The organism is Enterobacter sp. PL1 (assembly GCF_945957325.1).
GTDB lineage: Bacteria > Pseudomonadota > Gammaproteobacteria > Enterobacterales > Enterobacteriaceae > Enterobacter > Enterobacter roggenkampii.
In genome coordinates, this window is the sequence record NZ_CAMFKT010000013.1 from 16,444 (window position 1) to 30,836 (window position 14,393).

Annotated in this window: 12 protein-coding genes and 2 pseudogenes; 3 read left to right on the forward strand and 11 right to left on the reverse strand. The window is 50.1% G+C overall.

The features are described from left to right. Positions 1-100: 100 nt before the first annotated feature. Positions 101-366 (forward strand): annotated as a pseudogene (locus tag N6P30_RS13335) (integrase core domain-containing protein); the annotation flags it as partial. Between the two features lie 700 nt (positions 367-1,066). Further along, complete coding sequence (locus N6P30_RS13340; RefSeq protein WP_016239656.1) at positions 1,067-1,261, forward strand: hypothetical protein; 195 nt, start codon at positions 1,067-1,069, stop codon at positions 1,259-1,261. A 213-nt stretch (positions 1,262-1,474) separates the two neighbouring features. Here the strand turns inward: N6P30_RS13340 and N6P30_RS13345 are convergent. The 4 genes and pseudogenes from N6P30_RS13345 to N6P30_RS13360 form a co-directional block, all read right to left on the reverse strand. Then, positions 1,475-1,690, reverse strand: a pseudogene (locus N6P30_RS13345) (hypothetical protein); the annotation flags it as partial. A gap of 136 nt (positions 1,691-1,826) precedes the next feature. Further along, positions 1,827-3,542: an anti-phage-associated helicase HerA gene (gene herA / locus N6P30_RS13350; RefSeq protein ID WP_016239655.1), complete on the reverse strand. Its 1,716-nt coding sequence runs from the start codon at positions 3,540-3,542 to the stop codon at positions 1,827-1,829. Next, entirely contained in the window at positions 3,542-4,726 is a 1,185-nt protein-coding gene (locus N6P30_RS13355; RefSeq protein WP_016239654.1) for a DUF4297 family anti-phage-associated protein, read from the reverse strand. The genes herA and N6P30_RS13355 overlap by 1 nt, the downstream gene beginning before the upstream one ends. A 456-nt stretch (positions 4,727-5,182) precedes the next feature. Then, entirely contained in the window at positions 5,183-5,413 is a 231-nt protein-coding gene (locus N6P30_RS13360) for a SymE family type I addiction module toxin (RefSeq protein WP_023294437.1), read from the reverse strand. A gap of 175 nt (positions 5,414-5,588) precedes the next feature. Between N6P30_RS13360 and N6P30_RS13365 the strand changes: the two genes are divergently transcribed. Next, positions 5,589-5,933: a nitrous oxide-stimulated promoter family protein gene (locus N6P30_RS13365; protein WP_008499590.1), complete on the forward strand. Its 345-nt coding sequence runs from the start codon at positions 5,589-5,591 to the stop codon at positions 5,931-5,933. Between the two features lie 5 nt (positions 5,934-5,938). Here the strand turns inward: N6P30_RS13365 and N6P30_RS13370 are convergent, their stop codons facing one another. From N6P30_RS13370 to hypD, 7 genes are all read right to left on the reverse strand, one after another. Beyond that, positions 5,939-7,159 (reverse strand): MDR family MFS transporter, encoded by a 1,221-nt coding sequence (locus N6P30_RS13370; protein WP_023294436.1) that lies wholly within the window; start codon positions 7,157-7,159, stop codon positions 5,939-5,941. Between the two features lie 16 nt (positions 7,160-7,175). Then, positions 7,176-7,937, reverse strand: a complete 762-nt coding sequence (locus tag N6P30_RS13375) for an ABC transporter ATP-binding protein (RefSeq protein WP_008499588.1) — start codon at positions 7,935-7,937, stop codon at positions 7,176-7,178. Next, positions 7,937-8,974: a FecCD family ABC transporter permease gene (locus tag N6P30_RS13380; RefSeq protein ID WP_023294435.1), complete on the reverse strand. Its 1,038-nt coding sequence runs from the start codon at positions 8,972-8,974 to the stop codon at positions 7,937-7,939. Before N6P30_RS13380 ends, N6P30_RS13375 begins: the two co-directional genes overlap by 1 nt. After that, positions 8,974-9,972, reverse strand: coding sequence for an ABC transporter substrate-binding protein (locus N6P30_RS13385; protein WP_023294434.1), 999 nt, complete (start codon positions 9,970-9,972; stop codon positions 8,974-8,976). Before N6P30_RS13385 ends, N6P30_RS13380 begins: the two co-directional genes overlap by 1 nt. A 153-nt stretch (positions 9,973-10,125) precedes the next feature. Beyond that, complete coding sequence (gene flhA / locus N6P30_RS13390) at positions 10,126-12,198, reverse strand: formate hydrogenlyase transcriptional activator FlhA (protein WP_021241929.1); 2,073 nt, start codon at positions 12,196-12,198, stop codon at positions 10,126-10,128. Between the two features lie 64 nt (positions 12,199-12,262). Continuing rightward, on the reverse strand, positions 12,263-13,273 hold the full coding sequence (hypE, locus tag N6P30_RS13395) for a hydrogenase expression/formation protein HypE (protein WP_023294433.1): 1,011 nt from the start codon (positions 13,271-13,273) through the stop codon (positions 12,263-12,265). Continuing rightward, the gene (hypD, locus tag N6P30_RS13400; RefSeq protein ID WP_023294432.1) at positions 13,270-14,391 is read right to left on the reverse strand and encodes a hydrogenase formation protein HypD; all 1,122 of its coding nucleotides are present in this window, start codon (positions 14,389-14,391) and stop codon (positions 13,270-13,272) included. Before hypD ends, hypE begins: the two co-directional genes overlap by 4 nt. Positions 14,392-14,393: the final 2 nt, after the last annotated feature.

Consider the following 14,393-nt stretch of genomic DNA (forward strand, 5'->3'; position numbering starts at 1 on the left):
CAAGTGCAATGACTCATGGAGTAAATGCTTTGTAGCGGGATTGTAGATGTCAGGTCATTGCCGTCAATGGAGCCACTGTCATTGGCATAATTGCTGCACAGCCGATGCCACTCGCACATTCGCCAGTTCACTGGGGTTCATCGTGAGTACTACACCAGTACGCAGTCCGGAAAGTAACGGCATGGCAGAATCGTTTGTAAAGACGTTCAAGTGAGATTACGTGTATGTAAATGATCTGCCGGATGCAGTCTCAGTGATGGAAAAATGGCATAATGGATAGAGGATTATAATAATCTGCATCCACACAAGAGGTTGAACATGAAATCTCCACTCGAATATCGTGATGCCATATTAGCAGTTAATTAACCGTGTCCGTTTTAGCAGGGGCAACTCCAGTATTCAAAAAAACTTTCTTAGTGCATATGCATGAGGTGAATAGATGTACAGGCTATGACAAACCATAGTTATAATTTTTAATGTTTAAAATTCTCCGTTACAGTAGGACATTCCTTGTACATTAAATTCCATCTAAGGTTGAATTTTTAATTTAATAAGGTAGCAATCTAAAATAATGTGTGTGGGTTATTTGTAAGATGATTTTTCTATTTTTGATAGTGGTAGTTAAGGAGGGGGGTATCTATTCAAAAATATAGATATTCAAGGTTGGTAGCGGTTTGGTTTCTTTTCTAACCGAAGGGCAGAAAAGCAAGGGGAACTCGAAGAAGCAAGCGCAGCGGCTTCGCAGAGTTAGCCCTTGCTTCATTTCGTATAATCATAAAAATCGGAGTGGCTGATATTTTTATGTAAATATATACAGCTTCACTTGTATTTGTTTTAAATATTCTGTTGCAGCTCAGGAGATGATAAAATTTACGCTTCGGTTGCATAGATGACACAGTATTGTGTTTGTAATTTAAAATATTCACTCATGCAATTCTTTTTAAATAATTTTTATTTGTTTTTGGACAAGCGTTGACATTTCTTATTTAAATGATAGTGATAATGTTATATCAATTAAAAATAAGGAGTTAAATATAATAAGGCTTTAGATGAAGTAGAGTTGCTTATGAATGAAATGCTTGGTAAATTAAATATAGCATTGAATGAAACGAATTTATATCCAACTAATGATATGTTTCGGATAATTGTGCGTGAGATTGATGTTGAAAATTTAAAAATACTGTCTTTTATTTATAACGAAGGATCTCAAGAGGTTATAGACGATATGACTCCCGTAATAAAAGAATTCATGTACTGGTAGGGCGATAAATTAGATTTTGGAACTATTAATATCCAATCTCTAATTGCAAAAAAAGAAGAAAAAGTAATTTCTTCAATCATATTAGAAAATTCAGATAAAGGTAAAGACATAAAAAGAATTTAATGGTTAATTGCAATCCTAACAATCTGCCCTCAGGGCTATTTTTAGAGGGGTGATAACTATCCTCAAACTGAGGGGCCGTTGCATTCCCTCTTATGAATACCTACTCATAGAGGCTGTCTGGCACAAGCGAAGCTCTTTGATCTGTTTATTGACTGCGAAGATCTCTGTTTTAGTTAACTCACTATTGCTACTTTTTGCATTAAGATGGTTTGTAAGGCAGTTCAGCTTTTGGGATATGTTAGAGAGTGATTTCCAAGCTTCAACATTGATAGCAGGAACGACCGGAGGAAGCCTATCAAGAGAGCTTCTTATACAATAGGGAAGATAAAAGAATCTATTAACTCTCAGCCTAATGATTCCAGAATAGATTTTATTAAACTATATCATTAGGATATGATATTAGTGGATTCACTCTTGAGCAAGAGTGAATCCACTTCTGAAATTAACTTTTACTCCATTGTTCAATTATCTTATCAAACTCCGAATCTACCCATTCTTTTCTCCATTCATCAAGATATTTGATGTCAATTGACGATGGGGGTATTGTACATTTTTCTATTTTTACAATCGAAGGTATTGATATTGAATCCCCCATGATTAAGGCCTCACCTTCTTTGAGCGATGGTAGGAGGTTTGTAATATCACCTACTGTATCCGGGAGTAATCGCTTAACATAATTTTGATCGTCTGGGTTAGTTAATCGCATTGAGATAAAAGTATTACACTGAGAAAATATTGTTTCTGAAATTTCAGAAGGTCTCTGACTTGCAAGGAGAAGGGTTACTCCGTATTTTCTACCCTCTTTTGCAATCCTCTCAATTGCTTCTTTGGATGTCCTGTATTTGCTCAGATCACTTTTGGGAGCATATTTATGTGCTTCTTCGTAAACAATTAATATTGGGATATCTTGGTTTTCATTAGATTTTCTTTTTATTTTTTTTGAATGATAGCCAAATTCAAAAATTAATCGAGATATCAATGATACACATATGCTAAGTACTTCAAAAGGAACACCGCTTACATCAAGTATTGTTATGTTTGATTTATCTTTTCCATAGCTTATTAAAGTTTCTAATGTTTCTTTAAATGTTACGGATTTGCTACCTTCACCCAGAATAAAATCTAATCTCTTATCAAATATTTTACTTTGTAATCGATCAACAAAATTGAGAAGTTTTCCATTTAAAGCACCGGCTGAACTTCCATCAGGAGTTACATTCTCTTTGAATAACCTATGAGCATTTTCATTGTCAAACTTGAAATTTCCTTCCTCATCTGACCAAATATGTTCATTATCTTTATTTTTTCTTTCATTATTTCTATTGTTAATATAATTGATGACTTCATTAATGTCGAAATAATATGGCGAGTGAAAGCTTATTATTTCCTTTGTGGCTGGATCTCCTTGAAAATGTATCTTTTTATTTAATGTTATTGCCTGACGGAACACATTTCTTTGATTGTGATCATTTGCTTCCGTGTCAAGAAAAAGCTCTTCTAACTCGTCACCATTTAATAGCCAATATGGAAGGGTTAATGTATCTACATTTAATACATTTGAATTAGGGAATGCATTTTCATATTCAGAATGTATATCAAAAATAATTATATGAGAATTGTTTAATCCCTTATAACCTTCTTGCTTTTCATCTACGGCTTTTTGAAGTATTTTTGCAACAGTGTGGGATTTACCTGAACCCGTTGAACCTACGATAGCGATATGTTTATTGAAAAATCTATTCCCATTCACAGGTACGGATACTTTGGTATTAAGCGATAAGCTTGAAAAAGTAAAACGGTCATTTATATCTATACTATCTGAGTATATGGATATTATTTCGTCTAATTTCGCTGGTTCCACTTTTTTAGGAGGAAGTGCAAGTGAATCTCCACCGCGATAGAATTTTCCATTTTTAACAAGACCTATTGGACTTGCTTCTATCATGTATTTCTGCTTTTGGCTTTCTTTAACTTCAATAGAAAAATTATCTATGATCGCCAGAAGAGCAACATCTTGATTATCTGAAACCCTTAAATAAGATCCTACACCTAATTTTTCTTCTGCTATCTTAAATTCTTCAAGATCGTCTACGGAAATTTTTAATTTATTTGGCGATACCGATACTACTTCTGCATTAATATCATTATTCCTGCTCATTACACTATCTCCTTTATGTCGGCAAAGTCTTTAACTTGTATGTTTACCTGGGGTAGTTGGGATGGGATATCAAGGCAGTTTTCCGTATAAAACTGGTAAACTTCTTTTCTTATATTAATACTGTTCAGTGTTTCATTGAAATCATCTATGTCGTTGATAAATTGGAAGTGGATTTCTTTATTTGAAAAACCTTCGATTAACATCTTGGGGGTAAATACACTTCCTTTAAAAGGGTACCCATCAGTGAAAATTAGATCTTCATTGAATAATTGATTCTTTAATTCGTATAAATTGGCATCGCTGGTGCCATGAAAAAGTAAAAAAGGAGAATATGGTCGATCTGTTCTTTTAGATAAATTAGACCAATTTGATTGTATTTTATATATACAGTCTTTAACTGTTTTTATATCAGTTTTGTCTTGAAATTCTAAGATGAAAAAACGAGCATAAGGTGAGGTGTTTACACTTCTGCGTATGAAAGATTCTTTTAATTTTCTTAAATATTCTTTTCTTCCTTCATATTGATAAAACCATATGTTAAATAAGACTTTTGATTTGTTGATACTTTCAACAAAATCAGATTTTTTTATCCTTCTATCTTTTTTATTACAAGAGATATCATATGTTTTTCTGAAAGCATTAGAATAAAGATAATGCTCTGCCTCATAATCTTCACATTGGAAATGGTTTTTTATTATTTGTATAGTTTCTTTTTTTTGATCATCAAATGATTTTGCATTGATATTTATAACTAACCGATCCAAAAAGGCTTGTAGATCCTCTTCGGTAAGCCCATTTTCAATATGGTATTCATGTTTGATTTTTTTTTCGGTGTAGGTGAGGAAATTAGATTTGAAAAAGTCAACTTTTAATGGGAGTGTTAACTTTTCTTGACCGGATTTATAATGCCCATAAAGATAATAATTAGCCCCTTTTTCTTTATTGTCCTTAAAGTGTGACAACATTAATCTTATGGGCTTTGATATAACGGAGTGGTTATAATCGGTACTTTCATAATATTTGCATTGTATCGCAGTTAAATGCCCATCGTTGTAGACATCAACATCTTCAATGCACTCTATATCAATCGAGTCATCCATTTGTGGTAACGAAAAAATCTCAATAATCGTTTTATCAACCTGATAACAATACCCACGAATTGTATCAACCGCACTTCTGTCCACTTTGTTATCCTTTTTGAGGTAAGGTGTTAAAAGTATATAAAAATATGCTGTGTTAATAACAATGCAATGATTGCATAGCTTTATGATTCTGCCACAAAGACAAGCCATTGACATGTACAAAGAACCAAAAACATTAAATTTCAATGCTAATTATTAAGATGTGAATAATTTGATGGCGTTAATAATTTTTAGTTTCTTGCCTGAAACCCCAAAAAGTAGCTTATGTGTAACCTTTTGTTATATGGCTATTTTAAATTTTCAATACAATCAGTTGGATATGTTATATTTTTCAATACTGCTGCATCATCGGCGTATGTGCGTCGAAATTGTCGAGTGTGCTCATGGAGTTATGATGTCCATTTCTTTGAATATAAACCGTTTTGAGCGGCTCAGTGGCCGTTTGTTCCTTCTATTGTCGCATGAAAAAAAGGTACGGCGCAGAAAAATGTCGCCGCTTTACGAGGCATCTTCCGACATGAGCTCAATGACGATTTTTCCATGCTCTACGCCCACTCGCACCCGGGAGTGGGTGGTAAACCCTGCCTTTTCAAGCCAGTCACCTTTTAAGCTCAGCGCCGCATGCACGCTGTAGCGCTTCGGTATCTTGGTATTGCGGTCTTCATGACGCTTTCTGAAATATCCCACTGTTAAATGGCGATAGGGTTTGCTGATAGCGAGCTCTTGCATAGGGTCTCCCGACAACACGGATAAAAGTCATTACTGATGCCTGTATAAAATACCAGTGATGGTTGGGCCTTGCAGGGCTAAAACTGGAATCAGGCTTCAGAAAACGACATGCAATAACTGAAATCCCGCATTGAAAGGTGTATTATTTTTGCACTTTATTGTTCGGTAAGTCGCTATGTCCGGTAAACGAATTTCACGCGAAAAAGAGACCATCGCGAAAATGATCGCGCTGTATCAGAAGCAGTGTCCTCAAGCCTCTGTGGAAGAGGGGCACTATCAGGCGCTAAATGCCTATGCCGATAAGCGTCTGGATAAATGCGTTTTCGGGGAGGAAAAGCCCGCCTGTAAACAGTGTCCGGTCCACTGCTACCAGCCTGCAAAACGCGAAGAGATGAAGCAGATTATGCGCTGGGCAGGCCCGCGAATGCTCTGGCGTCACCCCATTCTGACCGTCCGCCATCTGATGGATGACCGTCGTCCCGTACCGGAACTGCCGGAAAAGTATCGTCCGAAAAAGTGACCGGTTCAGCTTCTGAGCGGGCGGCAAATCACGTTAAGGGCCAGCGCGCTGCAGAGCGGGAAGAGGGCGAGCAGCAGCCAGGGGAGCATCGCCTGCGTTGAGGGCACCAGCGCGCGGTCCAGCAGGCTGCCAAACAGCAAATTTCCGGCCAGTACCGCAATGCCTCCGGCGGTGGCGAGTGCGCCGTAGTGCGCCCCCAGCGTGGACTCCTCGGCAAACCGGGGGACCAGGTCCTTAGCTGAGGGTACCAGCAGCATCTGTCCCAGCGTCAACAGCGTCACGAAACAGACCGACGGCAGCAGGCGCAGCCAGCCCTCAGGCGGTGCCGTCGGCGCAAACATTGCCACGCTTGCAAAGGCGGCGGAGAGGAATAAAAAGCCCACCGGCAGGATCCTCACCGCGCCCACGCGCCGGGCGAATCGCGCCAGCGGCAGCTGTAACGCCACGATCAGGACAGAGGCCAGCATAAAAAGCGGGCCGAGATCTTTCTCGTTACCGCCGGCGCGCTGGATCTCTACCGGCAGCGCCAGATAGAGCTGGTTATAGCTTAAAAGCCACGAGCTATAGGCAATGATAAAGGCGACAAAGCGGGGCTGGCGAAAGGTCGTCCACCAGGGAACGAGCTTCAGCGTCCGCGCGGCATGGCGTGACGCGGGCAGGCAAAAGTAGAGAACCACCATCGCAACGAGAAAGACGCCAGCGCCCGCCAGCGCCACCTGGCGAAAGCCCAGGCCGGTGAGCAGGGCGCCGGCAACCGGGCCCAGTACCGCACCGAGTTCCCCGCAGACCGCAAAGAGCGCGAACCACTCCGCCCGGCTTCGTTTACCTTTCGCCTCGCTGTGCGTGCCCGCTTTCGCCAGCAATGCCTCAATAGAGGGAGAAAACAGCGCGCCGCCCACCCCCGTCAGGCACGCGCCCAGAATAATCGGCCACAGCGATTCTCCAAGCGCCAGCAGCAGATACCCCGCGACGCGAATAATGCACCCGCTCAGGATAACGATTTTCGCGCCAAACCGGTCCGAGAGCGCGCCGCCGACGATAAACATTCCCTGCTGAGAGAACGTGCGCAGGCCGAGGATCAGCCCAATCAGCCCGCCGGAGAGCAGCATATCGTCGCGCAGGAATATCGCCAGGAAGGGGACAACGGCGTAAAAGCCGATGTTAAAAACAAACTGGCTACCCAGTAAAACGGGGGGCCAGAGCGTGGTGGCAGGGCGAAGGGGCATCGTTGGTCACTCGCCCCTAAACGATAAAGTGAATGTGTTTTTTGCCATGGAACGGCGAGATCTCGATTTTGGTTTTGACCCGGAAGACGTCCCAGAGCAACGACTCGGACAGGATGTCCTGCGGTGTCCCCGTCGCCACAATTTGCCCTTTCTGCATCACAATCAGCGAGTCGCAGAACATCGAGGCGTGGTTGAGATCGTGGATAGCGACAATGCTGGTGACCGGTAATTCGCTGATCAACTGCATCAGCTGCATCTGATGATGAATGTCCAGGTGGTTTGTTGGTTCATCCAGCAGGATTTCCGTCGGGGTCTGGGCCAGCGCGCGGGCAATGTGGACGCGCTGGCGCTCACCGCCGGAGAGGCTCAGCCACCCCTGGTCGCTTTTATCCAGCATATCCACGCGCTGCAGAGCGGCGGTGACGGTTTCGTCATCGTGCGTGCTCCAGTTGGAAAAGGCGGAGTGGTGCGGAATCCGCCCGAGTTTGACCACGTCGCGCACGCGCATGTTGGCGTCAGTCATGCCGTGCTGCTCCACGAAGGCGACCCGGCGGGCCAGCTGCTTTTTGGCAATACGAGAGATGTCCTGGCCGTCCAGCGTCACACAGCCCGCATCCGGGCGACGCAGCCCCGCGAGGATACGTAAAAGAGACGATTTACCGCAGCCGTTAGGGCCAAGCAGTCCTACCGTTTCGCCCCGGGAAACCTTCAGCGAGACGTCATTAACGATGACTTTTTTGCCGACCTTCCAGGTAATATTTTCAGCGCAGATGCTCATCACTTATTCCTTGAGCGGTAGATAATCACGGCAAAGAACGGAACGCCAACCAGCGCGGTGACCACGCCGACGGGCAGGCTTTGCGGAGCAATCAGCATGCGCGAGGCAATGTCTGCCAGCACCATCAGGATCGCGCCTGCCAGCGCGCTGGCAATCAGCAGCGTGCGGTGCAGCGGCCCGAACAGGAAACGCATGACGTGCGGCACCACCAGCCCGACAAAGCCGATTGACCCCGCCATGCTGACGATGGTTGCGGTAATCAGCGCGGTGGTGGTAAAGAGCGCCAGGCGCACCCAGGGGACAGCAATGCCCAGCGACGCCGCGGCGTCATCACCGAACGTAAAGGCATCCAGCGCCCGGGAATAGTAGAGGCACACGGCTAACCCAATCAGCACCACGACCAGTGCCAGCTGGAATTCAGGCCAGCGTACGCCGCTGAAGCTGCCCAGCAGCCAGAACATCACGTCGCGCGCCTGCTGGGCACTGGCGGAGGTGCTAATGGTGTAGGCGGTAATGGCGTTAAAAAGCTGCGAGGCGGCGACGCCTGCCAGAATCGTACGTTCATTCCCGCCGCGCGCCCCGTTCGTCAGAAACGCGACAAACGCAAACGCGGCGAACGCCCCGGCAAAGGCTCCGGCAGAGAGCGACACCGCACCGGTGCCGATCCCCAATACGACGACAGAAACCGCCCCGGTCGATGCGCCCGCGGACACGCCGAGCACGTAGGGTTCCGCCAGCGCGTTCTTCAGCAGGCTCTGCAATACGGCCCCGCAGATGGCCAGACCTGCGCCGCAGCAGGCCGCCACCAGCGCGCGGCTCAGGCGGAAGTCCCAGATCACGCTCTCATAGATGCGAGTGAGCGGAACCTCGGTGAGCCCCATTTTATTGCTGATGGCGTAAAACACGTTATCCAGCGGGATGGACAGCTCGCCGACGCTGACGCTCAGCGCGATAACCAGAAATAGCAGGACAAAGGCGAGCAAACACGAGGTCGTCAGAACCAGGCTCTGCCTGGCCTGAAGGACAGCGGTGGTCATCAGTGCAGCCCCAGTTTTCTGAGCTGTTCGCCAACCTGCTCAGCCCCGTAAATCGTGCGAATTGTCGGGTTCATGGCCTGACCGTCCATCACCACGATATGGCCTTTTTTCACCGCGTCCAGCTGGCTGACGGCCGGATCGCTTTTCAGGAATTTGATTTTCTCTTCCGCGTTATCCAGCGCCCAGCGGTTGCGATCCAGGCTCGAGACCACAATCACATCCGGATTGGCGGCAATAATGCTTTCCCAGCCCACGGTTGGCCATTCGGTCTCTGAGGTGATGGCGTTATGCCCGCCCATCAGGCTGGCGATAAACCCGGAGGGGCTATTTTTACCGCCTACGTAGGCGTCCGCAGAGGGGGAGGAGCTTGAGAACCAGAAAACAAACGATAGGTCTTTTTTGTTCTTGCCGAATTCCTTACGCAAGTCGGCCTCACGTTTTTTGAAATCGGCAATCACGGCCTGACCGCGGTCTTCAACGTTAAAGATTTTGGCGAAATCCTCAATCTCCTGATAGAGATACGTCATATCCCACAGTTTCTGGCGGCTGCCGTACATATCGCCGGTGGCTTTTTTGGTCGCACACATGCCCGGGGACACGTAGCTATTCACGCCCAGGGTCATCAGATCGTCGCGTTTTGCGACCTTGCTTTCTGGCCCCAGCAGCAGCGGTGACTGCGCGGGGACAAAGTCGGGATTTTGCGCAAGCACGGATTCAAGGGTAGGGATTTCGACCGTCAGGGTTTTGATTTTTGCGTTCTGTTCCGCCAGCTGCGGCAGCACTTTCGTCGGCCAGAAGGCGCTGGCCTTCACCTTATCTTCCAGCCCCAGCAGGAGCAGAATTTCGACGGTATTCTGACCCAGAGCCACGACGCGTTCCGGCGCTTTGGTGAATGTCTCTTTATAGCCACAGTTTTCAATCGTCAGAGGATATGTGGTTGCCAGAGCAGAACTGACCGACGCAACCGCCAGGCCTAACGCGCAGATGACCTTCTTCATGAAACGCTACCCTTGATTAATATTATTATTGATGCAAATGAAACTCATTATTAAGGCGGAATTTTATACAGAGGAAACGATTTTGTGTCAATGAGGGACAATTGCGCAGGGTAACGAAAGGCGGTGCCAGAAAAACACCGCCGGATTGGGGGCTTAAACCAGGCTCTCTTTGTCGATCCCGAGACGCTTCATGCGCGACAGCAGGGTAGTGCGTTTTAACCCTAAACGCTGGGCGGCACCTTTTGGCCCGGCGACCACGCCGTTGGTCTCTTTGAGTACGCGCATAATGAGCTGATATTCATCTTCTCCCTCTTTCGCTGTCTCGGCGGCGGGCACGGTCACGTCAGGCAGCGTCACTTCAGGCAGGGAGAGCTGCAGCACATTGCCGCGCGTCAGCAGCACCGCACGCTCGATGACGTTTTCCAGCTCGCGCACGTTGCCGGGCCACTCCATCGATGAAAGGGTACGTAACGTCTCGGCAGGAATGCTGTCGATGTTTCGCCCCATCCGACGCGCGATCTTGGCGGTAAACGCTTTGACCAGCAGGGGAATATCTTCCGGGCGCTCGCGCAGCGGCGGCAGGAAGATCGGGAAGACGTTCAGGCGATAGTAGAGATCGCTGCGAAACTCGCGGTCGGCGACCATTTTTTTCAGGTCGCGGTTGGTGGCGGCAATCAGCCGCACGTCAGTCTGGATAAGCTTGTTGCTGCCAAGACGTTCAAACTCCTGCTCCTGCAGGACGCGCAGCAGTTTCGGCTGTAGCTCCAGCGGCATATCGCCCACTTCGTCGAGAAACAGCGAGCTCTTGTCCGCCAGCTCAAAACGGCCCAGCCGCTGGCTGCTGGCCCCGGTGAATGCACCGCGCTCGTGGCCGAACAGGTCGCTTTCCAGCAGGCCTGCGGGCATCGCCGCGCAGTTCATCTTCACCATCCGACGGCTGTTGCGGTTGCTCAGGTTGTGGATGGCGCGGGCAATCAGCTCTTTACCCGTACCGGTTTCGCCCAGGATCAGCACCGTGCTGTCGCTTTGCGCCACCATCTCAACCTGCTTGAGCACGCTGTACATGGCGTCGCTGCGCCCGATGATTTCACCAAACTCGCTGTCCACGTTGTTGAGCTGTTCGGTCAGGGCCAGGTTCTCATCCACCAGCCGCTCTTTCAGGCGGTGGATCTCCTGATAGGCGAGGGCGTTATCCAGCGCGATGGAGATACGCTCGGCGATCTGGCGCAGCAGCTTCAGGTTGGCGGTGGTAAACACGGCTTCATCACACTGCGCCAGCTTCAGCACCCCCAGCATGGTGTTGCCGGACATCAGGGGAAGCAGGCACAGGGTCTGTATCTTGTTGCCCCAGGTGTTAAACAGCATCCGCTCGTACGGTGCCACCGGGTCCTGCTCGCTCAGGTTGAGCAGCAGGATCTCTTTGCTTTTAAATACCCGCTCAGACAGGGTGCCCGCTTCGTCCACTTCGCTCTGCTCGTGCGCCGGGTTGGCTTCATCCAGATAATGCGTGGAGTAGATGTTCAGCTTGCCCTTGCGATGGCCGCGCAGCGCGATGCTGATGGCATCGATTTTGAAATAGTGGTGGATCTCTTTCGACACTTCGCTGACCAGTTCGTCCATATCAAGGCGCGACAGCACGGCGTTGGTGATGGCAACCAGAATGCGGAAGTTGTCGCGCTCGCGGCTCAGCAGGTCGTAATCCACGTTATTGGTCACGCGGCTTTGGATCTGCTCCGCGACGACGGCCACAATCTGAGTAAAGGTGTGCAGACGCTCGTATTCCGCCTCGCTCCAGGGCTGGTCGGTCGTGCGAATAAACTCGCAGCCACCAAAAATATGTCCCTCCGCCGCGAGCGGCAGCATGCTGTAGTGGCCGAACGGCTGGTAGAGGTTGCTCTCCGCGAGCCGCGGCCACGCCGTGCGGAACTCCTCAAAGTTGCAGTGCAGCGCTTCCGGACGGGAGAGAATACGGCGCACCGGGCCATGCGCCAGATACGTTTCGTCTTCGTACTCAAACGTTTTGCCATTATCGCGCGTTGAGTAGTAGCTCGCGCGGTGCGTTCCGCTATGCCACAGTACAATCGCCGCGCTGTCGGCCAGCGCTGATTGCCTGACCAGCCGCGTCAGGGCATCGCTCAGCGCGCCGAGATCGGGCTGCTGTAAAAGTGTGCGCGTGATATCAAACAGGCCCTGCTGTCCAAGATCGCTCATCGGTGTATACGGCATTATTGCTTTCCAATAGAAACTGGCAAAAAAGAGACATTCAGTGCTGACCGCTTATGGCGCGGCTCTAGCAAATTCGGGGTAAGGGTTCCGCGTGCGGCAGGTCCAGCGTGCGCTTCACGCCGTAAAGTCCGGTCAGGCGCACCCCCTTGCGCTCAACCACTTCGCCTATGATGGCGGCCTCTTTCCCTAATGGATGCGCGCGCAGCTCAGCAAGAACGGCTTCTGCCGCCGCGCGTTCCACGCCGATCACCAGCTTGCCTTCGTTAGCAAAGTTCAGTGGGTCAAGTCCCAATAGTTCGCACAGCCCCCGCACGGCAGCTTTTACAGGCAGGCCACGCTCGGTCAGTTCAATTCCGCACCCGCTGCTTGCGGCGAATTCGTGAACCACGGCATTCACCCCGCCGCGGGTGGCATCACGCAAGGCCTTCACGCCGGGAATAGCACACAGCGTCTGAATCAGCGGGGTGAGCACCGCGCAGTCGCTGCGCAGTTCACCGTCCAGCCCTAAGCCTTCGCGCAGGTTAAGGATAGTCGCTCCGTGGCAGCCCAGCGTGCCGGTTACCAGCAGCACGTCGCCCGCGCTAAGCCGCTGTGCGCCCCAGTGAATGTTGGCGGGGATAGCCCCCATTCCGGCGGTGTTGATAAACAGCTTATCGGCTGCACCGCGCTGGACCACTTTGGTGTCCCCGGTGACGATAGCGATACCCGCCTCGCGCGCGGTGTGTGCCATGCTGTTCACCACCGCCGTGAGCGTCTCCATCGGCAGACCCTCTTCGAGGATGAATCCGCAGGAGAGGTAGCGGGGAATGGCGCCGCTGACGGCCACGTCGTTGGCCGTGCCGCAGACGGCGAGCTTGCCGATATCGCCGCCGGGAAAGAACAGCGGATCGATGACGTAGCTGTCGGTGGAGAAGGCCAGCCGGTCGCCCAGGGCGGTGAGGGTGGCGAGGTCAATGCGCGCCTGGTCTTCCTGCTCGGCGAGCCAGGGGTTGTTAAAGGCCTCCATGAACAGCCGGTTAATCAGCTGCTGCATCGCCTGTCCACCGCTTCCGTGCGCCATTTCCACCGTGTTCATGCTTCACACTCCTGGTTGCGATATTGATACCACGCGGCGCATGCCCCTTCGGAGGAGACCATCAGCGCGCCAAACGCCGTTTGCGGGTTACAGGTTTTGCCAAATAACGGGCACTGATGCGGTTTGCATTTGCCGGTGAGCACCTCGCCACAGCGGGCCCGGGGATCGTCGCAAACCTGCTGCGGCTGCGGGCGGAAATGCGCTTCGGCGTCGAACGCGCGATAGGCTGGCGTCAGGCGCACGCCGGATTCGGCAATCAGCCCCAGTCCTCGCCACTCGCTGTCGCCTTCGACGCTGAACACCTCCGCAATGGCACGCTGAGCCCGTTCATTGCCGGCATCCGGCACCACGCGGCGGTACTGGTTTTCGACCGCGCTCAGGGCCGCTATTTTCTGCTCAACCAGCATGGTGACACCTTGCAGTAGATCAAGTGGTTCGAAACCAGCCACCACTAACGGACGATTGTACTGTTCAGCGATAAAACCGTAGGCGTCTGTGCCAATCACCATGCTGACGTGGCCCGGTGCCAGAAAGGCGTCAATGCCGTTGCCTGGCGCTTCCAGCAGGCTGCGCAGGGTGGGGATAAGCGTAATGTGCTGGCAGAAGAAGAAAAAGTTATCGACGCCGCGCGCTTTCGCCTGCTGCAGCGTGATGGCGGTGGCGGGCATGGTGGTTTCAAACCCCAGGCCAAAAAATACCACCTTGCGCGCGGGGTTATCCGCTGCCAGCGTCAGGGCATCCATCGGCGAATAGACGATCCGGATGTCCGCCCCGCGCGCTTTCGCCTGCAGCAGCGAGCCGTTTTTCCCCGGCACGCGCATCGCGTCGCCAAAGGTGCAGAATATGACGTCGGGCCGGCTGGCAATCTCGATACAGCTGTCGATGCGTCCCATTGGCAGCACGCAGACCGGGCAGCCGGGGCCGTGGATAAACTCAATGTTCTCCGGCAGCAGCTGGTCGAGGCCAAATTTGAAGATCGCGTGCGTGTGCCCGCCGCACACCTCCATGATCCGCAGCGGCCTTTCTTTGGTGTAGTCCAGCCGCGCCGCGCGCGTTTTGAGGTGTCCGATAAGCTGCAGCACCTGCTCCGGCGCGCGGTATTCATCAACGTAACGCATGA